This is a genomic window from Gammaproteobacteria bacterium (genome assembly GCA_016199745.1).
Taxonomy (GTDB): domain Bacteria; phylum Pseudomonadota; class Gammaproteobacteria; order Acidiferrobacterales; family Sulfurifustaceae; genus JACQFZ01.
Genome location: JACQFZ010000022.1, coordinates 318,161 through 342,185, shown reverse-complemented (window position 1 = coordinate 342,185; position 24,025 = coordinate 318,161). Strand labels below are relative to the sequence as shown.

Annotated in this window: 24 protein-coding genes; 4 read left to right on the top strand and 20 right to left on the bottom strand. The window is 59.6% G+C overall.

Annotated features, from left to right (window positions below):
- Positions 1 to 59: 59 nt before the first annotated feature.
- The 5 genes from rplS to HY308_06495 form a co-directional block, all read right to left on the bottom strand.
- The gene (gene rplS / locus HY308_06515) at positions 60 to 404 is read right to left on the bottom strand and encodes a 50S ribosomal protein L19 (GenBank protein MBI3897934.1); all 345 of its coding nucleotides are present in this window, start codon (positions 402 to 404) and stop codon (positions 60 to 62) included.
- Positions 405 to 421: 17 nt separating this feature from the next.
- Entirely contained in the window at positions 422 to 1,171 is a 750-nt protein-coding gene (gene trmD, locus HY308_06510; GenBank protein ID MBI3897933.1) for a tRNA (guanosine(37)-N1)-methyltransferase TrmD, read from the bottom strand.
- Between the two features lie 19 nt (positions 1,172 to 1,190).
- Positions 1,191 to 1,700 (bottom strand): ribosome maturation factor RimM, encoded by a 510-nt coding sequence (gene rimM / locus HY308_06505; protein MBI3897932.1) that lies wholly within the window; start codon positions 1,698 to 1,700, stop codon positions 1,191 to 1,193.
- A 7-nt stretch (positions 1,701 to 1,707) separates the two neighbouring features.
- Positions 1,708 to 1,956 carry a 30S ribosomal protein S16 gene (gene rpsP / locus HY308_06500; GenBank protein ID MBI3897931.1) on the bottom strand — a complete coding sequence of 83 codons (249 nt, stop codon included), beginning with the start codon at positions 1,954 to 1,956 and terminating at the stop codon, positions 1,708 to 1,710.
- 210 nt (positions 1,957 to 2,166) lie between these two features.
- Positions 2,167 to 2,961: a VacJ family lipoprotein gene (locus tag HY308_06495; protein ID MBI3897930.1), complete on the bottom strand. Its 795-nt coding sequence runs from the start codon at positions 2,959 to 2,961 to the stop codon at positions 2,167 to 2,169.
- A gap of 150 nt (positions 2,962 to 3,111) precedes the next feature.
- Here HY308_06495 and HY308_06490 point away from each other — a divergent pair, with 150 nt between their 5' ends.
- The 4 genes from HY308_06490 to HY308_06475 all read left to right on the top strand — a co-directional run bounded on the left by HY308_06490 (position 3,112) and on the right by HY308_06475 (position 6,163).
- The gene (locus HY308_06490; GenBank protein ID MBI3897929.1) at positions 3,112 to 3,369 is read left to right on the top strand and encodes a hypothetical protein; all 258 of its coding nucleotides are present in this window, start codon (positions 3,112 to 3,114) and stop codon (positions 3,367 to 3,369) included.
- A gap of 85 nt (positions 3,370 to 3,454) precedes the next feature.
- Entirely contained in the window at positions 3,455 to 4,129 is a 675-nt protein-coding gene (mtnC, locus tag HY308_06485; GenBank protein MBI3897928.1) for an acireductone synthase, read from the top strand.
- A gap of 12 nt (positions 4,130 to 4,141) precedes the next feature.
- Complete coding sequence (locus HY308_06480; protein ID MBI3897927.1) at positions 4,142 to 4,417, top strand: VIT1/CCC1 transporter family protein; 276 nt, start codon at positions 4,142 to 4,144, stop codon at positions 4,415 to 4,417.
- 60 nt (positions 4,418 to 4,477) lie between these two features.
- Positions 4,478 to 6,163 (top strand): protein kinase, encoded by a 1,686-nt coding sequence (locus tag HY308_06475; protein ID MBI3897926.1) that lies wholly within the window; start codon positions 4,478 to 4,480, stop codon positions 6,161 to 6,163.
- 99 nt (positions 6,164 to 6,262) lie between these two features.
- Here HY308_06475 and pnp read toward each other — a convergent pair whose 3' ends face one another.
- The 15 genes from pnp to HY308_06400 form a co-directional block, all read right to left on the bottom strand.
- Positions 6,263 to 8,365, bottom strand: a complete 2,103-nt coding sequence (pnp, locus tag HY308_06470; GenBank protein MBI3897925.1) for a polyribonucleotide nucleotidyltransferase — start codon at positions 8,363 to 8,365, stop codon at positions 6,263 to 6,265.
- A 15-nt stretch (positions 8,366 to 8,380) separates the two neighbouring features.
- Entirely contained in the window at positions 8,381 to 8,650 is a 270-nt protein-coding gene (gene rpsO, locus HY308_06465; GenBank protein MBI3897924.1) for a 30S ribosomal protein S15, read from the bottom strand.
- Positions 8,651 to 8,787: 137 nt separating this feature from the next.
- Positions 8,788 to 9,696, bottom strand: a complete 909-nt coding sequence (gene truB / locus HY308_06460; protein ID MBI3897923.1) for a tRNA pseudouridine(55) synthase TruB — start codon at positions 9,694 to 9,696, stop codon at positions 8,788 to 8,790.
- The gene (gene rbfA, locus HY308_06455) at positions 9,693 to 10,061 is read right to left on the bottom strand and encodes a 30S ribosome-binding factor RbfA (protein MBI3897922.1); all 369 of its coding nucleotides are present in this window, start codon (positions 10,059 to 10,061) and stop codon (positions 9,693 to 9,695) included. Before rbfA ends, truB begins: the two co-directional genes overlap by 4 nt.
- Before the next feature lie 230 nt (positions 10,062 to 10,291).
- Complete coding sequence (locus tag HY308_06450; GenBank protein MBI3897921.1) at positions 10,292 to 11,212, bottom strand: WecB/TagA/CpsF family glycosyltransferase; 921 nt, start codon at positions 11,210 to 11,212, stop codon at positions 10,292 to 10,294.
- Positions 11,196 to 12,362: a glycosyltransferase gene (locus tag HY308_06445; protein MBI3897920.1), complete on the bottom strand. Its 1,167-nt coding sequence runs from the start codon at positions 12,360 to 12,362 to the stop codon at positions 11,196 to 11,198. The genes HY308_06450 and HY308_06445 overlap by 17 nt, the downstream gene beginning before the upstream one ends.
- Entirely contained in the window at positions 12,359 to 13,987 is a 1,629-nt protein-coding gene (locus HY308_06440) for a right-handed parallel beta-helix repeat-containing protein (GenBank protein MBI3897919.1), read from the bottom strand. The genes HY308_06445 and HY308_06440 overlap by 4 nt, the downstream gene beginning before the upstream one ends.
- 176 nt (positions 13,988 to 14,163) lie before the next feature.
- A complete protein-coding gene (locus HY308_06435) occupies positions 14,164 to 15,354 on the bottom strand; it encodes a glycosyltransferase family 4 protein (protein ID MBI3897918.1) in 1,191 nt (396 codons plus the stop codon).
- Positions 15,355 to 15,497: 143 nt separating this feature from the next.
- Positions 15,498 to 16,712, bottom strand: a complete 1,215-nt coding sequence (locus tag HY308_06430; protein MBI3897917.1) for an aminoglycoside phosphotransferase family protein — start codon at positions 16,710 to 16,712, stop codon at positions 15,498 to 15,500.
- Complete coding sequence (locus HY308_06425; protein MBI3897916.1) at positions 16,709 to 17,542, bottom strand: glycosyltransferase; 834 nt, start codon at positions 17,540 to 17,542, stop codon at positions 16,709 to 16,711. Before HY308_06425 ends, HY308_06430 begins: the two co-directional genes overlap by 4 nt.
- A gap of 12 nt (positions 17,543 to 17,554) precedes the next feature.
- A complete protein-coding gene (locus HY308_06420) occupies positions 17,555 to 18,562 on the bottom strand; it encodes a class I SAM-dependent methyltransferase (protein MBI3897915.1) in 1,008 nt (335 codons plus the stop codon).
- Between the two features lie 69 nt (positions 18,563 to 18,631).
- Positions 18,632 to 19,897, bottom strand: a complete 1,266-nt coding sequence (locus HY308_06415; protein ID MBI3897914.1) for a hypothetical protein — start codon at positions 19,895 to 19,897, stop codon at positions 18,632 to 18,634.
- Positions 19,894 to 21,696 carry a thymidylate kinase-like protein gene (locus tag HY308_06410; GenBank protein MBI3897913.1) on the bottom strand — a complete coding sequence of 601 codons (1,803 nt, stop codon included), beginning with the start codon at positions 21,694 to 21,696 and terminating at the stop codon, positions 19,894 to 19,896. Before HY308_06410 ends, HY308_06415 begins: the two co-directional genes overlap by 4 nt.
- A 1-nt stretch (position 21,697) precedes the next feature.
- Positions 21,698 to 22,837 (bottom strand): glycosyltransferase, encoded by a 1,140-nt coding sequence (locus tag HY308_06405; GenBank protein MBI3897912.1) that lies wholly within the window; start codon positions 22,835 to 22,837, stop codon positions 21,698 to 21,700.
- Positions 22,834 to 24,024, bottom strand: coding sequence for a polysaccharide pyruvyl transferase family protein (locus HY308_06400; GenBank protein ID MBI3897911.1), 1,191 nt, complete (start codon positions 24,022 to 24,024; stop codon positions 22,834 to 22,836). Before HY308_06400 ends, HY308_06405 begins: the two co-directional genes overlap by 4 nt.
- Position 24,025: the final 1 nt, after the last annotated feature.

Here is a 24,025-nt window from a genome sequence, read left to right as displayed (position 1 = left end):
AGACGATAACGGCGTGCGTAGCTATTCGCCACGCACGCCGCTGATACCGATCGAAACGACTAAACCTTCTCGCGAATACGCGCCGCTTTGCCGGCGAGTTGGCGCAAGTAGTAAAGCTTGGCGCGCCGCACGTCGCCGCGACGCTTCACTTCGATCTTAGCGATGGTCGGGCTGTAGAGCGGAAATACACGCTCGACGCCTTCACCGTAGGACACTTTGCGTACCGAGAACGAGGAGTTGAAACCGCGGTTACGCCGCGCAATCACCATACCCTCGAACGCCTGTAACCGCTCGCGTTCACCTTCTTGCACGCGGATGTGGACCGTGACGGTGTCGCCCGGGCCGAATTCCGGAACGGCGGCGCTCATCTGACGTGCTTCAATCTCTTGCAGTATCTTGCTCATGGTTCAACTCCCATCATTCACTCTTCAACTGGTCGCCATTCCGTTTGGAATTCAGCGAGTAACTTTTGCTGCTCTTTGGTCAACGTCAACCGCGCTAAAAGCTCTGGTCGCCGCAACCACGTCCGCCCCAACGCCTGTTTCAAGCGCCAACGACGTATCCGTTCATGGTCGCCGGACAACAATACCTCCGGCACCGTCTGCCCTTCGTACAACTCTGGCCGCGTGTAGTGCGGACAATCCAGCATTCCGCTGACGAAGGAATCTTCTGTCGCCGAATCTTCATCACCGAGCGCGCCGGGCAACTGCCGCGCGATCGCATCGATGAGCACCATCGCCGGTAACTCGCCACCGGAGAGGACGTAATCGCCGATCGACCACTCTTCGTCCACTTCCGCTTCGATCAGACGTTCATCAACGCCCTCGTAGCGACCGGCCAACAAAATCAAACGTTCACGGGCAACGAGTTCAATGACACCGGCATGGTCCAGCTGGCGCCCCTGCGGCGACAGATATAGCACCTTTGCCGGCAGCGCCGAATCCGCACGCGCGGCATTGATAGCCCGCGCCAACGGTTCTGGTCGCATCAGCATTCCAGGACCGCCACCGTAGGGTCGATCATCGACCGAACGGTGTTTATCTTCTGTGTAGTCGCGCGGGTTCCACACCTGCAGCGACAACAACCCCGCTCGAATTGCCCGACTTGGAATACCAAATCCGCGTACAGCCTCGAACATCGGCGGGAAGATGCTGATGACATCGATCCGCATGCTCGTTCCCGAATGGGGCTCAGTCCTCGGCATCCCAGTCGACATGAATGACGCCGCCGGCGATATCCACGCGCTGAATCACTGGCTTACTGAACGGCAACAACCGTTCACGCTCGCCCTGTACCACCATCACATCGTTCGCACCGGTCTCGAACAGGTGGCTTACCCGACCCAACTCCTGGCCCGCGAGATTGATCACGCGCAAGCCCTCGAGCTCGGCCCAGTAGTACTCATTCTCAGTAGCGGCAGGAAGCTGATCCAATGCCACTGCAATCGTTGCTCCCACCAGCGCTGCCGCCTGATCGCGATCGGCAATGCCATCAAGCCGAGCGATGATGCCTTTACCATGCATCTGCCCTTCGGCAATCTCGAACGGGCGCCAAGCGCCGCCGATCTCGATTAGCCAAGGTCTGTAATCCAGAATCGCTTCCGGCGGTCGGGTGTGCGAGTACACCTTTACCCAACCGCGTATACCGAACAGACCGGCCACACGGCCGACGGTGACCCGGCGGTCCGTCGTGGCGGTCATGCAGGAATCAGCTGCGCGGTGCGGCTTTCTTGAGCAAGTCCGCTACACGTTCACTCGGCTGAGCGCCTTTGCTCAACCAGTACTGCACGCGCTCCAAGTCGACACGGAGCTTCTCTTCATTGCCAGCGGCCTTCGGGTTATAGAAGCCGATGCGCTCAATGCAATTGCTATTTGGCGCGCGCCGCCGGTCAGTGACCTCAATGCGGTAATACGGACGCTTATTCGCGCCGCCACGAGCCAGACGTATGGTGACCATTCAGTGTATTCCTCGTACCTGGGAGACCCGGCCACAGACGCCGTCCGGGCCAAATAAAGCGCGGCATTCTAACCGTTTGTGCGGGGGAAACAAAGGGCGAGCCAGGGTATTTGCGCATCTATGCCCGGACACGAGCGCATCGCCGGCGGAACCACTGCCTAAAGACGGCAAGTACAGGCGCAAAACCCCGAAAACCCTATTTCAAGCAAGCTACGGCTGGGAAGGCTGGGTCGGCGCCGGGGAATCGTCCTCAAACAGGGACGGATCGACCGGGGCCAGGCCCTGAGCGCCGTCGCTAACTAGATTACGACGGCGTTGGAGATAGGCCTCGCGAACAAATACGTAGGAATCTTCACCGGCCGCTTGTTCGAGGATATCGCCAGCATCCAGCAGCTGGGTGCGGGTATCGATAATACGCACTGCCAGAAGCTTAGAAGCGGTGCTCTGCTCCTCCATATATGTTGGCGGATAGGCCGCATAGTCGCCGACCAAACCAAATCCATCGCGGACATTGCTTGGGCCCAGGAATGGCAATACCAAGTAGGGCCCCTCGCCTACCCCCCACGCTCCCAAGGTCTGGCCAAAATCCTCGGTGTGCCGCTCGAGCCCGACGTGCGAGGCAACATCGAACAGGCCGAATACGCCAATCGTTGTGTTGGTGACGAAGCGACCAAGGTCAGAGGCGGCGTTTTTGAACTTGCCTTGCAGCACGTTATTCAGCAACACCAATGGTTCGCGCAGATTGCTAAAAAAATTTGAAACACCCTTTCGCACCGGTGCCGGCGTGACCGTGCGATATCCAGAGGCAACTGGCTTCAACAGGTAACGATCGAATTTGTTATTGAAGCTATACATCGTCCGGTTGAAACCTTCGAGCGGATCGTTAACGGCGGTTTCCGATTCGGACTCGGGTGTCGCCTCTTGCGCACCGGTCGGTACCGTCGCGCATCCGCTAAACCCAACGACGAACAGGACCAAGATCAACAATCTGCGAACGAAGGCCATGGAATAGGTGCGCGCCCAAATAAAGTAATAGAGAACCAAGGCTAGCGGATGCGAACCTAGGCTGTAAAGCCGCTGCTCGGATACGGGTAAGGCACTGCACCGATACCAACTAGTGGCTGAAGGTCTATATTTAATTTAAGGAGGTCAGCCATGCCCTACGACTATCCATCGCCGCAAGACGCCGGTATCCGCATCCCATCCGATCTCGTCAGCGATCGTTTCCGCGCCGGTTTTGACCATGCCCTCAAAGGCGGGCAGTTGCACCGGGTCGACTATTTTCGGCGTTCTTTTCGTCTGGGCTTTCGCAGTGCCAAGCTTTACCTACGAGCGGTCCGACGACGCCAAGGGGTCCTGGAATTTCCTACACGCCAGCGTTTACGGTTACGCGCCTATTGGCCTGGCACCTGATCGCCCGGTGACTATCCGAAAAAGCCCAAGGACGGGCTGTTTGATCTTATAATCCGCCGCTCCATCTTCACCGCGATCGCTGCCGATGACCCGCGCCGTTCTGACTGATATTGAGGGCACCACTTCCTCGTTGTCGTTCGTTAAAGACGTTCTGTTCCCCTACTCTCGCGCCCACCTCAGTGAATTCGTCCGCGCGCACAAGCACGAGCCCGACATTCAGCGCCTGCTGAACGACACGCGCGCCGCCGCCGGCGCGCCGCTCGATGATGCCGCCGTCGTCATCCAGTTACTGCAGTGGATCGACGAAGACAAGAAAGTGACCCCGCTCAAGGCGCTGCAGGGTCTGATTTGGGAAGCGGGTTACCGTCAGCGCGACTTTACCGGCCACATCTACGACGACGCGCTCACGGCGTTGCGCGATTGGCGCAAGCGCGGTTTGCATCTTTATATATTCTCGTCCGGCTCGGTAAAGGCACAGCAACTTCTTTTTGGCCACACGGACCACGGCGATCTCACGCCGTTGTTCGATGGTTACTTCGACACCACGATCGGTGCCAAACGCGAGCCATCGGCCTATGAACGCATCGCCGTCACGATCGGCCTGCCATCTAGCGATATTTTGTTTCTGTCCGATATTAAGGAAGAGCTCGACGCCGCGCGTACTGCTGGCTACAAAACATACTGGATAGTACGTAGCGGTGAAGCGGCCGGAGCCGGCGATCACCCGATCGCGCGCCGCTTCGACGAGATTCGCTTATAGGGATTCCTACCTATCTCTCTCGGTGGAACGAGTACTGATGCCATACCACTCGGCGCGGCGTTTCCGGTGCTGCCGTACTTCATCGCCGGCGGTGCCTGGACAGCGCTCATTGGCTCGATCGTGCTCGCCGGTATTGCCCTAACAACCACCGGCGTGGTCGTGTCGGCGCTTTCCGGAATTTCGCTAAAACGCAAGGTACTCGAGCTTGTCGGCGCCGGCTTTGCCGCTGCCGCGATCGCCTATCTGTTCGGCTGGTCGTTGCGGGCACTGACTGGCGTCAGTCTCTGACGGACTATACTCAATGGCAGAAATTAGTGCCTATTCATATAAAAACGAGATCTATGTCCCATGCCATTGTTTCTCGATATCGGCCACTGCGAACAGGCGGCACGCCGAACTGCATCTATGGGGAGCTGCATGGTCCTCGTGCCGGAGGGCCGCGACGGCGGTCATGGCGTGATGCTGGCTTGCGCCGAAGGGGTGCCGGGCCGGCCGGAACCGCAGCAGGCAGCGAAGACGGCCATTACCGCGCTCGGTGACACTTATTACGCAGCGACCAGCGGATCGCTCCAGGACGCACTCACGAACAGCGTGAATGCGGCACATCAAGCACTGCTCACTGCCGGTGAACGTGGACGAGCCGTGACAGCCGCGGTGCTGGTGCTACATGGCCAACGTTGGCTGTTGGCTAATTGCGGCAACGTTCGCGCCTGGCTCTATCGCGATCTGCAACTCAAGCAATTGAGCCGCGATCATCTGCTGCCGCGACCGACGCAGCGCGCGGAGATAACCAAGGCCCTGGGCCTGGCGACAACCCTCGAGGCCGACTACCAAACCGGCCAGCTCGCACAAGGCGACATCTTGCTGATTACCAGCCCCGACCTGCATGAAGCGCTGTCGGGTTCGGTCATCGTCGGCGTGTTGCAGTCGGATAGTACCGCTCAGCAAATGTCGGAAGCGCTGGTACAGCGCGCTATCAGCGGACGTGCTCAAGGCTATGTCGGCGTATGCGTAGCGCGCATAGAACGACTACCGCCGGAGTCGGCAAACGACGGACGCGAGGACATCCGATCGTTTCCGGTGATCGATCCGCCGGCGCTCGACGCCAATGTCGACGGCTTCACGATTCAAGAGATCGTGCACAAGAGTCGCCGCTTCCGGCTCTATAAAGCGCAAGATCGAGAATCGGGTCGCATTGTCGTGCTGCGCTTCCCGAACCCTTCCTATCACGATGACACTCGCAGCGTGCAAACGTTTTTGCGCGAAGAATGGATCGGTAAACGTATCGATAGTCCATTCGTCGTAAAAACGCTCGGCCTTCGTCCCGGACGCCGCACCGCACTCTACTCGGTGATGGAGTACCACGAAGGCGAGAATTTGGCCAAGCGTGTCCGCCGCAAACGCGGTCTTCCGCCGCTGGAGGCGCTGCGCCTGGGCGAGCAACTCGTATCGGCGCTCGAAGCTCTGCATCGACAAGGTGTCGTTCACCGCGATGTGCGCGCCAATAATTTGCTGTACGACAAGAACAACCGCGAGCTACGACTACTAGGCTTGGGCTCGAGTCGAATCGATGCACTGCAAGAAAATTCCGTCGAGATTTCCACCAGCGCCATGAGTTATTGCGCGCCCGAATTGTTCCGCGACGCACCGGCGACCGAGGCCAGCGACATTTATGCCGCCGGCGTGACGATTTATCGCATGATCAGCGCCGAATATCCGTACGGGAAAATTCGAGCGCGCGAAGAGGTCGGTAGACAAGGATATACACCACTCAGTCACTACAAAGCCGGGCTGCCCAATATGCTCGATGAAGTATTGCAACGCGCTTGCGCTAACGATCCAATGGATCGTTATCCGAACATGTCTCAGTTCGCGGCAGCGCTCATCGCCGCGCGCAATGCCCTCGAATCGATCGCCAAGAATAAAGCCACCGAACCCGAACGGTCTAACTTGCCGATTAATTGGCAGTTATGGACCGCCAGCATCAGTCTGCTGCTGTTGTTGCTAGCCTATCTCTATTTCGTTTTGCGCTGACGCGAGACAGCCCAAGCACGGACTTTTTCATAACCCCATAAAGCAAAACGCCCCGGTTCTCACCGAGGCGTTTTTTTCCAAACCCGCAAACGATTAACGTTAGGTCGTGGTCGTGGCAGCCACCTCGTTAACCGCCTTCATGCTGAGACGAATGCGTCCCTGCTTGTCGACTTCGAGGACCTTCACTTTCACAACTTCGCCTTCGCGCAGCTTATCGCTGACGTTCTCAACGCGCTCATGCGAAATCTGCGAAATGTGCACCAAGCCGTCTTTACCCGGCAGAATCGTCACGAACGCACCGAAGTCCATGAGCTTCGCTACCTTGCCTTCGTAAATCATGCCGACTTCAACGTCAGCGGTCAGCTGCTGTACCCGCCGGCGCGCTTCTTCGCTCGCCAGTTTGTCGGCCGAGGCAATCTTGACCGTACCGTCGTCTTCGATGTCGATCGTCGTGCCGGTTTCTTCGCACAGCGCGCGGATGGTCGAACCACCCTTACCGATGACGTCGCGGATGCGTTCCGGATTGATCTTGATGGTGATGATGCGCGGGGCGAACTCGGAGAGCTCGGCACGTGGGGTGGAGATCGCCTGGCTCATGATGTCGAGGATGTGCATCCGACCTTCACGCGCCTGCTTCAGCGCCGCATCCATGATGTCGCGGTTGATGCCTTCGATCTTGATGTCCATCTGCAGCGCTGTCACGCCCTTCGACGTACCAGCCACTTTGAAATCCATGTCGCCGAGGTGATCTTCGTCGCCGAGGATGTCGGTGAGTACCGCGAAGCGGTTCTCTTCTTTGATGAGACCCATCGCGACACCGGCGACCGGCGCCGAAATCGGCACCCCGGCGTCCATCAGTGCGAGGCTCGCGCCGCACACTGACGCCATCGAGCTCGAGCCGTTCGACTCGGTGATCTCGGAGACGACGCGGATGACGTACGGATAATTCGCCATGTCCGGCAATACGGCGGCGACGCCACGCTTGGCGAGGCGGCCGTGGCCGATCTCGCGCCGCTTCGGGCTGCCGACGCGGCCGGTTTCACCGACCGAGAACGGCGGGAAGTTGTAATGCATCATGAACGGTTCTTTGCGCTCGCCTTCGAGCGCATCGATGATCTGCGCATCGCGGCCGGTGCCGAGGGTCGTGGTGACGATCGCCTGGGTCTCGCCGCGGGTGAACAACGCGCTGCCATGGGTACGCGGCAACAGGCCGGTACGGATGACGACCGGGCGCACGGTGCGTGTGTCGCGCCCGTCGATACGCGGTTGGCCACCGAGGATGCGACCGCGCACGGTCTTGCGCTCGAGGGTCTCGATGATCACGCTAACTTTATCTTCGCGATCGGGATCGGTGGCGTCGGCAAGCTTCGTCACTACCGCTTTGCGCACTTCCGCCAAACGATCTTGGCGCGCGCCTTTTTCGGCAATCTGATAGGCCGCGGTGATATCGGCTTCAGCGGCGGCAGCGACCACTTGGTACAACGCCGCATCTTCCACCGGCGCCTGCCAGGCGATCGGCGTCACACCGACTTCTTTGACGAGCTCGTTGATCGCCTTGATGGCGGCACGCGCTTGCTCGTGGCCGAATACGACGGCGCCGAGCATCACTTCTTCCGACAATTCCTTCGCTTCCGACTCGACCATCAACACCGCTTTATCGGTGCCGGCAACCACTAAATCGAGTTGCGAGGTTTTGAGATCGGTGTTGCTCGGGTTCAGCAAATACTGACCGTCTCGATAACCGACGCGGGCGGCGCCGATCGGGCCTTGGAACGGCGCACCGGATAGCGACAACGCGGCCGAGGCGCCGAGCAGCGCGACGATATCCGGATCGATTTCCGGATCCATCGACTTCACGGTAACGATAATCTGAATTTCGTTGACGAAGGCATCGGGGAACAGCGGACGGATGGGGCGGTCGATCAGGCGGCAGGTGAGAATTTCTTTCTCCGACGGTCGCCCTTCACGCTTGAAGAAGCCACCGGGGATGCGGCCGGCGGCGTACGTACGTTCTTGGTAATCGACGGTCAGCGGAAAGAAATCCTGACCGGGTTTTGGGTTTCGCGCCACGACTGCAGTCGCGAGTACCACGGTGTCGCCCATGGATGCCAGCACCGCGCCGTCTGCTTGACGCGCGATCTCGCCGGTTTCAAGGCGAACGGTGTGGTTGCCGTATTGAAAGGTCTTCGTGACTTTTGCCAATGCCCTGTCCTCTGGTTACTTGCGCAGCTTCAGGCGTTCGATCAAATGGCGATAACGTTCGCTGTCCACTTTCTTCAAGTAGTCGAGCAACTGGCGACGCTTATTCACCATCTTGAGCAGGCCGAGGCGGGAATGGTGATCTTTCGGATGTGTCTGGAAGTGACCAGACAGATCATCGATATGCGCCGACAACAATGCCACCTGGACTTCCGGCGAACCGGTGTCACCTTGGTGGGTTTGGTAATCCTGCATCACTTGGGACTTCTTCTCTGCCGTGAAGGACATCTCTACCTCGGTTAATTCACTATTCGTTACCTTCGAAGGGCGCGTATTCTACCCGCGCGTTCCCCCGCTCACAACCCGGATTCCGCTATTTAGGCCGGTAAAAAATCCTTTGGCATCACCCGCCTATGCGGCAAACATTAAAGCTTCTGCGCCAGCAACCGCCGCGGCGCGACCCGACCGTCGTCCAGTACCTGCCCCATCCCGAGAAAGCGATTCTCTGGATCGTACAGGCGGACCCAGCCGGAAGCGTAATCGTGACGTGCCGTAACTGCTTGCCCACGTTGAAGATAATGGGCAGCGAGCGCCGTCAGGTGAATATCCGGGATGGCGCTCAATACCTGATCCGCCGGGATCAACCGGGCCGCACGCGCAGCCGGATCGGCCAATGCCTCGAGTGACTCAAGGGTAACGGCCTGATCGACCCGCAACGTACCCACCGATAAACGCCGCAATTCCGCCACATGGGCACCGCACCCAAGCCGCTCGCCCAAGTCATAGGCCAAACTGCGGATATAGGTACCCTTCGAGCAGGCGATTTCGAGCTCGAGGCGGTCACCTTCCAATGAGTGCACAACGATCTCATCGATCGTCACGCGCCGCACTTCCCGATCTACCTCCAACCCTTCGCGCGCTAATTCATACAGCGGCCGACCTTCATGCTTGAGCGCCGAATACATGGGCGGAACTTGATCGATCTCACCCCGGAATTCGACGAGCGCTCGCTCCAGCATCTGCCGGTCGACGGCTACCGGCCGCACCTGCCGTACCTCGCCCTCGCTGTCGAAGGTCGTGGTGGTTACCCCCAGGCGAAATACGGCCCAATAACGCTTCTCGGCCTCTAACAGAAATTGCGAAAGCTTGGTCGCCTCGCCGAAACAGAGCGGCAATAGCCCAGTCGCCAGCGGATCCAAGCTACCGGTGTGCCCGGCCTTACAGGCTTCGAGCAGGTGTTTTACCAGCTGCAACGCGCGATTCGAGGTCGGCCCGCGCGGTTTGTCCAACAGCAATACACCGTCGACCGGGCGGCAGGCGGCACGACGTTTCATTTGTTGCCCGATCCGCGGTCGTCCTTGATCGCTTTATTGATCAACTGCGTCAACCGATCACCGCGCTCGATCGACTCGTCGAAATAAAACCGAATGGTCGGCGCAATTCGCAATGACAGACGCCCTGCCAACTTATGTCGCAGATGAGCAGCAGCACGATTCAGCGCGTCAGTCACCGGCTTTTCGCCGGCAGTACCGGCGAGCAGCGTGAAATAAACGCGAGCATTTTTGAGATCCGGCGAAACATCGACGTGCGTCAGCGTCGCCTGATGCGTACGCACATCATCGAGCTCGCGTGGGATAAGCATCGCCAGCTCTCGTTTGATGAGCTCGGCGACACGACGGGGTCGGTTACTTTCTTTCATAATAATAAAAATCGCTTTAGCGACCCGACTTCCCCTCCCCCTCAGGGGGAGGGCAAAGGGTGGGGGTGGGTTTAAACGGAGGGGGCTGGAGTCATAGCGAAATCGCTACACCCACCCCAACCCCAACCCGCCCCCTGAGGGGGCGGGAGTTCCTAATGTAACGATATTTTTCTTCTTCTCGTACGGGCGAATCTTATCATCCCCAACCCAATGCCGATAACGCCAATTGGCTATGCAGCACGGGAATTTCCATAACTTCTTCTCCTTTTCGATCGTGTAGGCGGCGAAATGAGCGGTGGACTAGATACATGCTTTTTGCGAGCGTGCTGAAAATAGCGACTAAAAGGTAAAAATTTGCCCAATATTCGCCGGATCATGCGGTCAACGACATAGAGGGCGAACAAGGAGTTGGTCACGGCGTAACGCCGCCACAATCGACGCGGCTCACACAGTAGGCGATAGAGCCATTCCAGACCGGCGCGGCGCATCCACGGCGGCGCCCGCCGCAGGCTGCCAGCGTGGTAATCGAAGGCCGCGCCGACGCCAATCATGACCGCCTTAATACGACCGCGGTGCCGCGCCATCCAATATTCCTGTTTTGGGCAACCGAGTCCGACGAATACGATCTGCGCGCCCGACGCATTAATGCGTTTCACGGCGCCCACATCCGCTCGGATTGCGCCTTCGGCAAACGGTGGCGATTCAGCGCCAACGATGGTTAGTTTGGGAAATGCCGCCACGAGTCGCTCTCGTAGTCGGCTCAAGGTCTGCGGCGTCGAACCATAAAGATATATTTTCTCGCCGGTGCGGGCGGCGCCACGGCAAATCGCCCACATGAAGTCCGGCCCATCGATTCGCGGCTGGCCTGGGTGCCCGGAACAACGCAACAACCAAGCGATCGGCATGCCATCAGGGGTGGCGAGATTCGCATGGTTCAACACCGCGCGAAATTGCGCATCACGATGGGCGGTGACGACGGCATGAACATTACAGTGACACACATAGCGTGACTCACGCCGCGCCGCCCACCGCAATACGGTTTCCGTAGCATCATGCCATCGCAACACATCGATATCGCAACCCAACACGTTTTCGACAGTACGCCGCCTAGTTACATTAGTCCGCCATCCGTACTTAATAGGAGTGTGCATCCATGACCTCCTGATAAATCTGCGTGAGCTCCCTGTAGTTTTGCTCCGGAGTAAACTTCGTTTTATATTCGAAACGCGCGTTCTCTCCCCATTGCCGCAACTGCTCCGGATGGGCTTCGGCCCAGGCGATGCAGCGCGCCAAATCCGTCGCCGAGCCCGCCTCGAATAACAGGCCGGTACGGCGGTCATCGATCAGCTCGGCCATTGACCCCAGGCGGCTGGCAATGACGGGCAGTCCGCAAGCGAAGGCCTCGACCAACGTGCGCGGAAAATTCTCGTACCAGAGGCTCGGCATGACGAGATACGCCGCCCGGCGCATGCGCGCATAGACAGCGTTCGGTTCCTGCCATCCGAGCAGACGAACGCCGGCACGACCTTCGAGCTTGGCTTGCTCTGGGCCGGTACCGATGACATCGACGTGGGCGTCCGGTAACCGGCTAAGTGCGGCGAGCAAAATATCCGTGCCCTTCTCGGACGAGAGCCGACCGACGAACAAACCGCCTTTGCGCATTTGGCTTTCTTGCGCGGGAATATCCACAAAGTTCGGCTTTACTACGATGCGCTCCGGCGGCAAGCCGCCGTCGATGAACTTGCCTCGGCAAAACTCGTTGAGCGCGATATAACGCGTCACCTTTTTTTGATAAGTCCCCAAGACGCGATGCAACGCCAGGCCACTTACCATTACCGCCGACTGCAACGTCGAATCGCGATAGCACTTGCCGAGTACGCCGCGCCAGGGAAGATGGCCGATACATTTTTCACAGACCTTGCCTTGCTTGAGCAGCATTGCCTGCGCACACAGCAGCCGAAAATTATGCAACGTCTGCACCACCGGCACCCCGGCCCGCGCCGCTGCCCAATAGAGCGCCGGCGACAATAGCGGAAAGGTGTTGTGCACATGAATCACGTGCGGGCGGAAGTCTTGTAGCAGCTGTTGTGCCTCGCGCCGGGTGCGCTCGGACCATAACGTTTGCAGCGCCACGGCGGCGCGATTCGCGCCTTCAATCTCGTAGTTATCGCGCAGCAATCGCCGCACCTGATGGCCGTGCTGCTGCAGCAACTGTGTCTCGGCGTCGACCACGGCGTCTTCACCACCGCGCTGTTGATAGCGGCAATGCGCAATCACCACTCGCAGCGGTTCAAGGTTCATAGCTCTTTCGGCCCCGGTCGCGCGTCGATCGACGTGCCGGCAACTGGCTCGGCGACATGTAATTTGCCGCGATGCTCGCGCAGCAGCGACCAATCCGGCCGCAACGCCTGCGCCTGCAATTCTGCGGCCAGCGTCGGCGGCATCGACAACTGTTGCTGCCAGGAGGACTTGTCCTGACCGGTGCGCTGACGCCAGGCGGATAGCCCGTGCAACACCGGTTGCTCGCGCGTGCCCCACCCCATCGACAACGCCGGCGGTTGGGCATCGAGAAATAAATTCCCGTCCGACAAGTTGTCCGATGATTTGCTCGGCAATACGATCGCGCTCTTACCGTTCCAGCCCAGGACGTTGGCGACGACGCGATTGTTCCGCGGCTCGAGCTCCGGCCGCATCACGTTTTCATCGATGATGGCGATACCCTCCATGCCATTGCCGACGACTAAATTATTGGCGATCACTGAACGCGAGCTTTTCGGCAGATAAATGCCGCGCTGTTTATTACCGAAGACGTAATTGTTGTAGATCTGCGCGCCGGCACTCGCTTCGTAATGGATTCCCATGCCGCTGTTGTAGGCGACAATGCTGTCATGCAGGCGGTTGTTCTGGTTTTTCCAATCGAACCAGATGCCATCGCCGTTGTTACCATAGGCGCGATGTCCGCTGATCTCGGAGTCCTGCAGTCCACCGGCGCCGACGAACTTGGCGCCGCCCGCCTCCCACCATTTGTTGAAGCCGCGGGTGTTGTTGTAGCTGGTTTCGTTGTCGATCAAGCGTGCCTGCTTGCCGCGGACCTTCATGCCGACTTGGCCGCAATAATTGGCCGAGCTGCGGCTAATGCGGTTGCGGTCGCCGGTGATGTCGAAGCCGTTGCCGTCGACATAACGCACGTGCACATCGTCGAGCACGATATCGTGTCCATCGAGGGTGAGTGCGCCGGCTTGACTCACGTCGGTGGTGTTGGCGTGTTCAAAATGCAGATGACGAAGTAGCAGATGACTGACACCATTCCCAATTAATAGGTAGGGCCGAGCGCTGACTTCCACGACATGCTGATCCAGGTCATCGTTGCCGACTTTGACGTACAGAATTTGCGCGGCGGCGTCGTAGTAGAAACTGTTGTCGACCAGCTGTGGCACGCCGCCGTCAACGCGCTTGGGCCAGATGCCGCCCTGCGACGCATGCAGCCGCGCCAATCGGTGGTTCTTGCGATGCGGGAACCCACCAAAGATATCGCCGCCGATCTGTTTCAGCGCAACGCCATCGACAAACACCTGCTGACTGTTGATCGACCACTGGCGCTTAACGAACAAACCGGGCGCCAACCGCTGCCAGCCTTGAACGACGTCCGACCCTTTGATCACCACGTTCGCCCCCGGCGCGGCGTCGATGCGAGTCGCCGGCGTGGCATCGCCCAAGTCGCGCAGTTGGGTCTGACGCAAATCGATGGACTCGCGATAAACACCTTGCGCCACGATAAGCGCGTCACCGGGCGCGAGCCGGGAGACGGCGGTGCCTAGGGTTTTGAACGGAGACGCCGACGACCCGCGGCCATTGTCGGTAGCGTGGGCGGCGGCGGGATTAACATAGTAGGTCGCGGCATTCGCGCTGCTGATGCTCAGCAACATCAGCGGCGCCAAAACCAAAGGATGCCATTCTTGACTTAAAAGCCATCTCAAAAATACCCAACACAGCGCCCCGCTTCCCTCATCCCCGGCCCTTCTCCCGGGAGGAGAAGGGCGTAAAACCCCTCTCCCTCCAGGAGAGGGGTTGGGGTGAGGGATTTTTGAGATGGCTTCTAGTTTCATGGCAGCGCCCGCTCCGCCGGTTCCGTGCGTCTCGTCGCCACCGCATAGATCTGATTCATCGCTTCGATTTGTCGATGCCACGAAAACTCGTCGGCCCGCACCGCTGCCGCCTGCGCCATCGATTGACGCAACGATCGATTCGCGGCTAAACGCCGTAGCGCCTCGGTCAACCCAGCGATCGCGCTCGGTTCATCATCGGCCGGCACCGGAATCCCGCACTGCTCATTCACAAGGAATCCGGGGCCACCAAGGTTTAAGCACACGACCGGCACACCGAAACTGAGCGCCTCCAGCACGGCGTTACCGCTCGAATCGTGCAAGCTGGGAAAGAGCAGGACGTCGTACTGCGGGTAGATCTCAAATACCTTCGACTGCGATAGCCACGGTATCCAATCGATCGCCTGCGCAATGCCCAATTGCTCGCTGAGCTGTTGTAGGCGCGCGCGCTCAGGTCCACTACCGACGATCGTGAAACGCGCCTGCGTATCCTGATGTAATAGCTGCGCGAACGCGGGCAAGGCTAAGTGCAGACCTTTTAAATAGACGAGGCGTCCGACGAAAAGCACGCGCAATCCCGCGTTTTTGTCATTCCCGCGTTCGTGGGAACGACCGGAGACATTGCTCGAATGACCGGTAGTCGTGCCAATCTCCAATTGCACGCGGCACTTTGCCTGATACCGCCGCGGGATCGCCGCCAGCGTCTCGTGCGTCTTGCACAGAATGATCGACGCGCGACGAAACACCGCATGCATGAGCGGATCCCATTTCGCCCAGGCATTGGCAAGATCGCGCAATAAATCGATCGCTTTGCCAGCGAACGGAAAACTGCGGCGCAGATGCTGCGGTGCGCACTCGCCGCCGCCGACCGGGCCAAAAATAAAGGGCAGCCCGAGAAATGCCATGAAGCTCGGCTGGCGAAACACGCCAAAGCTAATGTGGTGTGCCAGATCGAAACGGTGCCGACGACAGAGCTTGCGCGCCATCCGGAAAGCGCCCCACTGCCATAGAAAATAATAAAGATGTACACCGCGCCCGCCGCGCTTCCAGCCGCGAGCCCACGGCGGCAGATCGTAATAATGAAAATACAAACGTGGCACCGCGCGATCGCCCAGCGCCGTCTCGATGACGTGGCGATTATTCTGGCGCGTGATGACATGTATCTCGTGTCCGGCAGCGGCGAGATTCACGGCCCAGCGCCAACCGACGCCCGGCTCTGAACCACGGTGGGGTTCGCAGGCATAGGCTGAAAGTAAAACACGCAGACGCGGTTCGGCTCCCACCCGCCGCCGCAAACGGGCAAAGGAATTTGACGGAGTCGCGTTGCCAACGATCAATTGATCCATTGCGCACGCTCCTGCATGAGTCGGCAATAGCTCTTGATCACAGGATGGTTCTCGAGCACGCGGCCGCGCGATTCGCCATAGAACAGCACGGTGTGGAGCAAATAACCGAGGCAATGCGCCGCTACGATCGGGCGCGGCCAGTGAAATTCGGGATAAGCATGCAGCGCCAGCGCTTGCGCCCGGTCCAATGCGGTCTTCAATTGCGTCAGGCTGATGCCGCGCCCTGTCACTGCCAGCGGCGCGAGGAAGAAATGACACACGTCGCGCAACGGCAACGCACCCTCGGCGGCGTATTCCCAATCGAATACGAAAATACCGGCGTCGTGCAAGCGCACATTCCACGGCGCAAAGTCGCCGTGCGCCAACACAAACGGGCCATGCCAATGCGCCAAGCGCTGACTGCAGTCGCTCAAGCTATCCGCCAACAAGCTAGCCATCGACTCGCTCAGGATCGACCGCAGCTGCGCGAGTGAGTCTAGTAAATACCGACAGGCCGGCGAATCGGCAAAGCGCCCGGTCATAACGCGTACGCGCGACAACTCCGTCAGGAACGCCGCGTGCGCCGACGTAAATCCGCTGGCAACCGCACAGCCAGGGGCGACACTCGCGGCGAGATAGCCGCGCCCACTACGCACGCTACCGTGCGCGAGCAAACGCGGCGTTTTGCCGCGCAGTCGCTCTTGCTGTCCGAGCTCGCATAACCAGCGCGTCTCGCGCGCCACCATGTCGTCGGCGCTCTCCTTGAGCGCGATCTTCACCAACGCCAGCGGCGTACCGCCGTCGGACATAATCAACATCGCCGCCTTCTGATACGGACCCGGCGTGCCGATGAGGAACGCGAGTTGCGTGTTGGCCGGCAACGGCAGTTCGTCTAACAAGGTCGGGCCGCTCACCGGCGGTAGCGTCATCTCCGGCAGTAGTTGCGCCTTTGGCCACCAGCGATTGGCCTGCAGCATCGTCTGCGCGTATAAACGCGACAGCGGGTTGCTAATGAAGAATTTAACGCTGCTGCGCTGTACCCCCGGGCCACGCGACGGCACCATCAAGGAGCGCGGCTTGTCGCTGAACAATGCGCGCCAACTTCCCCAACTCTCATGCCGTTTTACACAACGCCACACCTGCGCGTCGGCGTTGCCGACATCGTTATCGATCGACAACGAATCGCCGATCGTGCGCCAGGATTCGGCGAGCTGCAGACTCATCCTGCCTCTATCGCCTGTTGCTGCAACCATTGCCGAACCTCTTGCGGCACGCGTGCGTGATAACCGCCGGCGACGGTCTTGGATAGCACGCGCAGGCCGCGGGCTAACACATGCAACGCCGGGTACAGCGCCGCTGTTTGCCGATGCCAACTGCGTCGATGGCGGATACACATGTCTTCGCGCTGCGCTTGTGGCCGCAAGCGGCGCGTCTTTTGCGCCGGATAAAAACGCATGCACGAGAGATAACGCGGCAGATGGGCGATGGTCGTGCGCGCGGAAAAACGCTCCCACAAATCGCCGTCCATGGAGAGATTGAATCCGGCATCGAGCCCACCGACCGTCTGATACAACGAGCGGCGCCAAAACATCGACGGCTGCGGGATGTAGTTATGGTCGTAGAGAAACACGAAGCGATTAAACGGTATCTCTTTTTTTGCCCGCAGCAATCGCCCGGCATCGTCGATCCATAACGAATCCCCGTAAAGCGCCTGCGCCCGTGGGTGACGCGCAAAAAATTCACCCACCGCCTGCAACGCGCCGGGCAACAACAAGTCGTCCGAACACAGCCAACCGAAAATTTCGCCGTAACTGTGATTGAAACCCTTGATCAAGGCGTCGGTCTGACCGCGATCCGTTTCCGACACCCAATAAGCGAGCTGATCTTGATAACGGCGAATCGTCGCCAGACTGGTATCCGTGGAACCGCCGTCGATGACGAGGTATTCGAGATGCGGATAGCCTTGCTGCAACACCGAACGCAGGGTCGTCTCTAAATAGCGTCCCTGCTGATAGGAACAGGTGACAAGGGAAATGCTTGGCAGTGTCATCATGATTCGTTCGCCTCAGCGCCGACGTAGTACCGCGCGAATGTGATCGCGCGTAAACGGGTCCCAGGGTTGCGCGCCACGCTTGCCTAAGTGCGCCGCCAAACTGGCGTAGGCACCCCGCGCGGTACAATAGAAGAAGACTTTGATCAGATCCTTGGCCGTGTGCAGACTCAGCGGACTAAGACGGCTCTTGTGGCGGCGCTCCTGCAGATAAACGATGTCGAAGCCACAGCGGCGGGCGATGTGCTCGAGCGAACGGCGCGACCAAAATACGTGGTGCTCGAACAAATCCACGTACCACCACTTGCTGAGCCCATAGCGGCGCGGCCATTCGCTGTCGACATTTCCGGTCTCGAGCAAAACCCATCCGCCGCGCTTGACCAGGCGCTGCAAGTTCTTGAACGCCAGCAACGGCGAGTACAAGTGCTCGAGCACATCGAACAACGTCACCACCTGATACGGTTTACCGCTCCAGTGCAGACGCGTGACGTCGGCAAAACCTTGAATGAACTCGCCGGTGAGGTAGCGCATCAAACCCGGGTGCACCACCACGTCCAACGCCGATAGCCGACCGCGAATTCCGCCGATGGCGCAGCTTTTCAAAAAATCACCGTTGCCGGCGCCGATGTCGAGCACATCGCGCAGCCCACTGCCAGCGACGCGCTTGAGCTCGGCCACTTCGAGCGAGAAGTCGTTGGATTCCATCCACTTCATTCCCGTCTGCCGGCGGAATACCTGTGCCAGGAAATCAGGCGTCGGCAATACGTTCTTATAAACTAAGCGACAGTCGGTACAGACCAATACCGCGATACCCCGATCGGGAAAATGAATCCGCTCGTTGCCGAAGAAATAAAAAGTGTTGGATAGCGCGTGACGTTCGCGCACGCGCGTCGAACCGCAACTCGGACAACGATCGACGGTAAGCCACTGCGGCACCGGCGACGATGGCGCAATGAGCTCGGCTAACGGCGCCGGAGAAATCGCCAATTGGGTTGGGTTATCGCTTGGCTCTACGGTTTGCATGCGCGCCATCCTTAGAACGCTGAATGATGTGTTGAAAGACCGGCTTGCTCTCGGCTGTCATCTTGCTAATCACTCTTCCGACCTCCGCACGACATCGCTGCGCAATGCCAGCCCGAGTAAAAATCCGAGGCTGATCCATACGAGATAGGCCATGCCCGGCTTCAACATGATGGGGTTGAAGCTGTAGGTAATGACGGCCGCGAGCGAGATCACGGCCAAGGTGTGCACATAGGGTGCGAGTGGATGCGACAGGTAACGCGAGGCCAACATTCGGCAATAGGCAAAGCGGCCAATGCGTATCAATCCCAACGCCCATAAGCCGATGCCAAGCGCTCCGCCATTAGCCAACAGATCCATGACGTCGCTGTGCGTCGGCAACACATTGCGCGTGCTGCCGACCGTATAGAGCCTGAATTTCTCGACACTCGCGACAACGAACCCCGTGCCCCAGAACGGCGACTCCAGAAATCGTTCCCACGCCAGCGCATAGGTGTGGCTGCGAAACTCGACATTGCCGCTAGGCAGATAGGTCTCGCGGTATTCGAGCAGGAGGACCGCCGCCACGACTGCACCGAGCAGCACCACGAACGCCATGTAGTAGCGCCATACACGATGCACCGGCGAGGTCGCGCCGTTATCGCGCCACCAAAACAATAAACTGAGATAGGACGCGGTCAGCAGCGTCACTAAATAAGAGGTGTTTTTGGCCGACAACGCCGCCAGACCCAAAAAAAATAAGACGCTGCCCCAGCGCGCGAGCCCGCGCCGGAACTGCAGCAAACCATACGCAGCCAACGGAATAACCAGAAAGATCTCTTCGTGATACACCTCACGGCGGCGGAAGTACACGATCAGGCCAACACCCATCGCCAACGCGCCCCACAACAACAACTGGCAGAAGACATGGACGATGCGTTCCGGCGTTGCACTCTGGGTAATGAAACTCGCGCCGGCAAACGTAAGGCCCATGTACAGCCCCATATTGAGAAACGACGTCTGCACGCCAAGCGCGAGCCGCGCGTAGCCGCTGCCGGCGACAATAAATAAGGTCAGCAGCGCCAACGGCCAAGCAACGCGCAAGCTCGTCGTCGCAGTGGGCTCGATACGCTTCGCAGATAAACGCCGCTCGATCAACGTGAATGTAAACAGTGGCAGCGTGAGCAACAACGGTAAATGCTCGAAGTAAGGAATTTGTTCGACGGGCCACACGAAACGGCTGACGACAATCAGCACGGCGAGCGCAATACACAGCAAGAACAATTGTTCCGTCCAACGCAACGAACCGGCGCGGCGCTGCAGACCGACGGGTACGACCGGCGAAACCGCCATGGTCATGGCCATATCTCCAATTTCGTGTCGCGCACCATCGCCGACAGAATTGTTGCCGCCGCTTCACGCGGCAACAATCGGTTAAATCCGACCACGGTATGGCACGGCGGTACGTCACGGGTCACGACCGCATTGGCGCCGATCGTGACTTCGTTACCGATGCGCACACCGCCCAACACCTTGGCGCCGACGCCGATGTAGACGTCGTCACCGACGATCGGCGCCAGGTTCTCGTCCATATCTTTGCCGCCCAGCGTCACCTGCTGCATGACGGTGACGCGTTCACCGAGGCGTGCCTTGGAATGGATGATGATGCCGTAGGGATGCGGCAGACGGGTTGATGGCGCGAGCGTGGCGTAGATATCGCTGTTGAATAGCACGCGCACTAACCGGCTGAAGAACGGTATCTCATGGCGACAGAAAAACAGCAGCACGCGTGCGCCCAGCGGATTATCCGCGGATACGGCGCTCGCATTGAGCCGCATCCGTGTGCGCTCGGCGAGATGCGCGAGCACCGCCGAGCTCGCTTGCGTCACGACCTCCGCTAGCGGTCGCGCTGCGTTCAGCAGCACCGCATTGTCGAGCCGTGCCGCCAAATCGCGATAGGCCGCACGCTGACGCGCCGATTCTGCGAACGTCACCTCCGATTTGCGCGCCTGCGCCACCTCGGCCGGAACATCCAGCACTAACCAAAGATCCGGTGACGGAATCTGCCGGCCGATCGAGCGCGGCCAACGCATCGATGCACGGTAACGATAGCGCCGCGGATCGACCAACAGGTCGTGATAATAACGATCGAACACCACCAGGCCCGAGCGCACTAAGCGCGGGCGAATCTTCAGCAGATAACCCAAACCGTAATCGGCCAGGAAGTAAATCGGCTTAATCAACGAAACGAGCCAAGCATGCGGCGGTTGCGCCTGCGGCTGGGTGACCGGTATCGCCGCCGCCGCCCGTTGAAATAGGCGCGGACGCAAATGGAAGATCTCGACCCGACGGAACGCCGGTTGCAACACCGAGGAAAGTTGCTGAATCAAACTGCTCTTGCCGCTGCCGTCCGGACCGAGCACAACAAGCAGTAATCCCGTCGGTTGCGCTAAACGTGCCCAGCGTCGCTTGAATTCGGCGAACGTGGCGCGCGCCGACTGCCGCAATTGCCGCTGTAACGCCTTCCGCAAACGTGGCAACGAAACCGACAGCGCGCTCCAGTCACCGCTTTCCGCCGCACACGCAAGTTCGGCGACATCGGTCGCACTGTCCCAAAAGTACTTGAGCTGACACCGTGCACCTTGACTATCTTGCCGCCACTGCGCGCTCAAATGGCTAGCGTGACACTCATCGAGCTGTTGCTTATCGACGCGCTTCATCAGGTAATAAATAAATTCGTCGGCCGGCGCGGCGACGAAAAAGCCGCGCGCGCGACCCACGCGATCGCGCGCCGCGGTGCGTTCCGACAACAATTGCTGCGCCGTCAGGAACAGACGGCCGTGGCGGTAATAATCGCCGCAGAAATCCACCGCCAAATAAATCGGACCACCGTCGACGTCGATCCGGCTCAGCACGAAATAATGCGCGTTGTGTTCGTGCGACAGGCATTGCACAACACGCCATTCATGGCGCGCGCAGAACGTTTGCAGCCTACCGGCCAAGCTCGGTAAGCAGTCGGGCGCGATCACGATATCGACATCGCTGGCGATGACGTGCGGAAAATCGCGGCTGTCGCCCATGACGCAATAGGCTATGCCGTGCTCCTCGAGAAAGCGGAACAGGGCCAAGAACAGCTGTGCGGACGAGTGCTCGTTCATCTCAGGCCACCAGTCGCTGGTAGTGTTGCAGCGCGTTCGCCGCGATCGCTTCCCAACTGAGATAGCGCAAGGCATAGTCGCGGCCGCGCAACCCCATGGCACGCCACTCATCGCGCCGTGCCATGAGTGTCGCCAATCCTTGGTGGATCGTGTTCGCCGTCGGTTTTGCCACCACCACACCGCAATCGCTCGCTTGCACGTGCGGGGCAACGCCAGCGGTGCGCGGCACGAGCACCACACGCGCTGCCAGCATCGCCTCCAACGCGCTCAAACCGAAGCCTTCGTAACGCGACGGCATACATACGACATCGTGCTCGATCATGACGCGCGGCGATGGCATATCGAATACCGGCGGGCGAATCTGTACGCGCTCCGGAAACGGCAGCTGCATGACCAGCCGATCGACGGCGGCGCGCTCGCCGGTCCAATCCGGTCCTTGAATAGTCAGTTGGGCGTCGTGCTCGGCGCCGAAGGCAGAAAAGGCGTCGAATAAAACATCCAGGCCTTTGTTATGCACCGACAAGCGACCCCAATACAGCAGCCGCGCCGGTCCCTGGCGGCGCCACACCAAGTCTTGTTCCGGCACTATGTCATCGACCGAAAACCCATTCGGCGTTTCAATCACCGGCCGTTCGATGCCAAGGCGCCGCGACCATACGGCGTGGCGTTTATCCAAGAACTGAATCGCCTCGGCGCGCTGCAACAGCGAGCGTTCGACTAGAAACCAATACGGCCATTTGAGATAGGAATTTTTCTGGAACATCACCGGGTGATACGGCCCGTGCGGCGCCACCACGAACGGCAGGCGCTGGTCTTGCAACAAACGCGACAACGAATAAAGACTCGGATGAAAGATGCCGTTGAGCACAACCAGGACATCGCCGCGCGCGAGCCGTTCGATGTAGGCGCGCAGACTGGGCGCCAGACGAAAGCTGCGGTATGGCGCTTGATTCCGAAAGCAACGGATGTCGTAGCCGGCGTCACTCCGCCGGCAACTGTCCTGCGGCCCTTCACACAACACCGTCACCTGCGCTCCCCGCATCACCAGACCGGCAGCGAGCCCGTGTACCGCCTTGTTGGTGCCGACGCGCAACGGCGCGCCAGCGGCGGGAAAATGCTTTAGATAGAACAGCACGTTCATGAATGGACGACCTCCGCGATCGGACGTACTGCCGCCAGCGACGACAAGTAGTGGCGTGCGAGCTGGCGCGCCGCAACCATCGCCGCACAGGCCGACGGCGAAAACGACACAGGCCGCGACATGACCGAGAACAATCGCTGGACCACACGCGGCGGCTCGTCGTTGGGACCGAAGCTGTCGTCGTCCAGTCCCAAGCTGTCAAAAAAATTGCCGAGCTTGGGCGTCGCCGAGTAACCGATCACCGGCGTGTGCTGCGCCAACGACAAGATGGCGGCGTGCAAACGACTGGCAAGCACCGCGCGGCTCGCACCGAGCAACTGGCGCACTTGCGCGAGATCCCGTCCCGCGTGCAATTCCACACCCGCCGACAGCAAGCGTTGATAGACGCGGGTCGCCGGCGCCAAATCCTGCGCCGTACCGGTGGTAAAGATGGCGATCGGTCTGACGTCGGCGTTGCGCGCAAGCACCTGCCGCACGATTTCCACCAAGCCGTCCTCGTAGCGCGACTGCGACGATGTATACGGCGTCGCCACCTGACTCACGTTGACCGCCAACAAATAGCGTGCGGTCACGCGCTGCGGACCATCGTCCGCGTGCAGACGATTTGTGCTCAAGGCAAAGTCGCCGAAGATGGGAACGCAGCGATCGAGCAACGGCACTACACGCTCGGCGGTAGCATGATCGCGCACCGCCACGTAACAACTGGTCGCGAGAAAATCGCGGACGATTTCCCGCCCGCGCGCCGACCACTGTCCGTCGGCGCTGCAACCCAAGCACAATAGAGGTTTGCGCAACCGGCGCGCGGCGTGCGTCAGCACCGCCAGCGATTGCATGAAATGTAGATTGATGTCGGTCAATAACGCGCCGCCGCCGACACAGATCGCATCGCAGTCGGTCAGCAGTGGCAGCAACCGGCGCATCAGCAGCCGTTGCCTGATACCACGCAGGCTACGCTTGGCCGCCGGTAGAGAATTCAACACCGAGGTCGCGCGCCAGCGCAGCTCGCGCAACTGCGCCACCTCCGCCACGCCGGCGGATGCACAGCTGGCCGGCCGCAGCGCGCCCAACTCAAAGCTGCGTACCTGCCAGCCGCACTCGTGGAAGAACGCCTGCACGCCCTCATGAATCGCATGATCGCCGATATTGGTCTGGCTCCATTCACCGAAGACGGCAATGACAGGGCGCATC

What these genes read in the sequence shown, in the direction of transcription:
- rplS (MBI3897934.1), bottom strand. Translation starts at nt 404, where the DNA reads ATGAGCAAGATACTGCAAGAGATTGAAGCACGTCAGATGAGCGCCGCC.
- trmD (MBI3897933.1), bottom strand. Translation starts at nt 1,171, where the DNA reads ATGCGGATCGATGTCATCAGCATCTTCCCGCCGATGTTCGAGGCTGTA.
- rimM (MBI3897932.1), bottom strand. Translation starts at nt 1,700, where the DNA reads ATGACCGCCACGACGGACCGCCGGGTCACCGTCGGCCGTGTGGCCGGT.
- rpsP (MBI3897931.1), bottom strand. Translation starts at nt 1,956, where the DNA reads ATGGTCACCATACGTCTGGCTCGTGGCGGCGCGAATAAGCGTCCGTAT.
- HY308_06495 (MBI3897930.1), bottom strand. Translation starts at nt 2,961, where the DNA reads ATGGCCTTCGTTCGCAGATTGTTGATCTTGGTCCTGTTCGTCGTTGGG.
- HY308_06490 (MBI3897929.1), top strand. Translation starts at nt 3,112, where the DNA reads ATGCCCTACGACTATCCATCGCCGCAAGACGCCGGTATCCGCATCCCA.
- mtnC (MBI3897928.1), top strand. Translation starts at nt 3,455, where the DNA reads ATGACCCGCGCCGTTCTGACTGATATTGAGGGCACCACTTCCTCGTTG.
- HY308_06475 (MBI3897926.1), top strand. Translation starts at nt 4,478, where the DNA reads ATGCCATTGTTTCTCGATATCGGCCACTGCGAACAGGCGGCACGCCGA.
- rpsO (MBI3897924.1), bottom strand. Translation starts at nt 8,650, where the DNA reads ATGTCCTTCACGGCAGAGAAGAAGTCCCAAGTGATGCAGGATTACCAA.
- truB (MBI3897923.1), bottom strand. Translation starts at nt 9,696, where the DNA reads ATGAAACGTCGTGCCGCCTGCCGCCCGGTCGACGGTGTATTGCTGTTG.
- rbfA (MBI3897922.1), bottom strand. Translation starts at nt 10,061, where the DNA reads ATGAAAGAAAGTAACCGACCCCGTCGTGTCGCCGAGCTCATCAAACGA.
- HY308_06450 (MBI3897921.1), bottom strand. Translation starts at nt 11,212, where the DNA reads ATGCACACTCCTATTAAGTACGGATGGCGGACTAATGTAACTAGGCGG.
- HY308_06445 (MBI3897920.1), bottom strand. Translation starts at nt 12,362, where the DNA reads ATGAACCTTGAACCGCTGCGAGTGGTGATTGCGCATTGCCGCTATCAA.
- HY308_06440 (MBI3897919.1), bottom strand. Translation starts at nt 13,987, where the DNA reads ATGTTGCTGAGCATCAGCAGCGCGAATGCCGCGACCTACTATGTTAAT.
- HY308_06430 (MBI3897917.1), bottom strand. Translation starts at nt 16,712, where the DNA reads ATGAGTCTGCAGCTCGCCGAATCCTGGCGCACGATCGGCGATTCGTTG.
- HY308_06425 (MBI3897916.1), bottom strand. Translation starts at nt 17,542, where the DNA reads ATGATGACACTGCCAAGCATTTCCCTTGTCACCTGTTCCTATCAGCAG.
- HY308_06420 (MBI3897915.1), bottom strand. Translation starts at nt 18,562, where the DNA reads ATGCAAACCGTAGAGCCAAGCGATAACCCAACCCAATTGGCGATTTCT.
- HY308_06415 (MBI3897914.1), bottom strand. Translation starts at nt 19,897, where the DNA reads ATGACCATGGCGGTTTCGCCGGTCGTACCCGTCGGTCTGCAGCGCCGC.
- HY308_06410 (MBI3897913.1), bottom strand. Translation starts at nt 21,696, where the DNA reads ATGAACGAGCACTCGTCCGCACAGCTGTTCTTGGCCCTGTTCCGCTTT.
- HY308_06405 (MBI3897912.1), bottom strand. Translation starts at nt 22,837, where the DNA reads ATGAACGTGCTGTTCTATCTAAAGCATTTTCCCGCCGCTGGCGCGCCG.
- HY308_06400 (MBI3897911.1), bottom strand. Translation starts at nt 24,024, where the DNA reads ATGCGCCCTGTCATTGCCGTCTTCGGTGAATGGAGCCAGACCAATATC.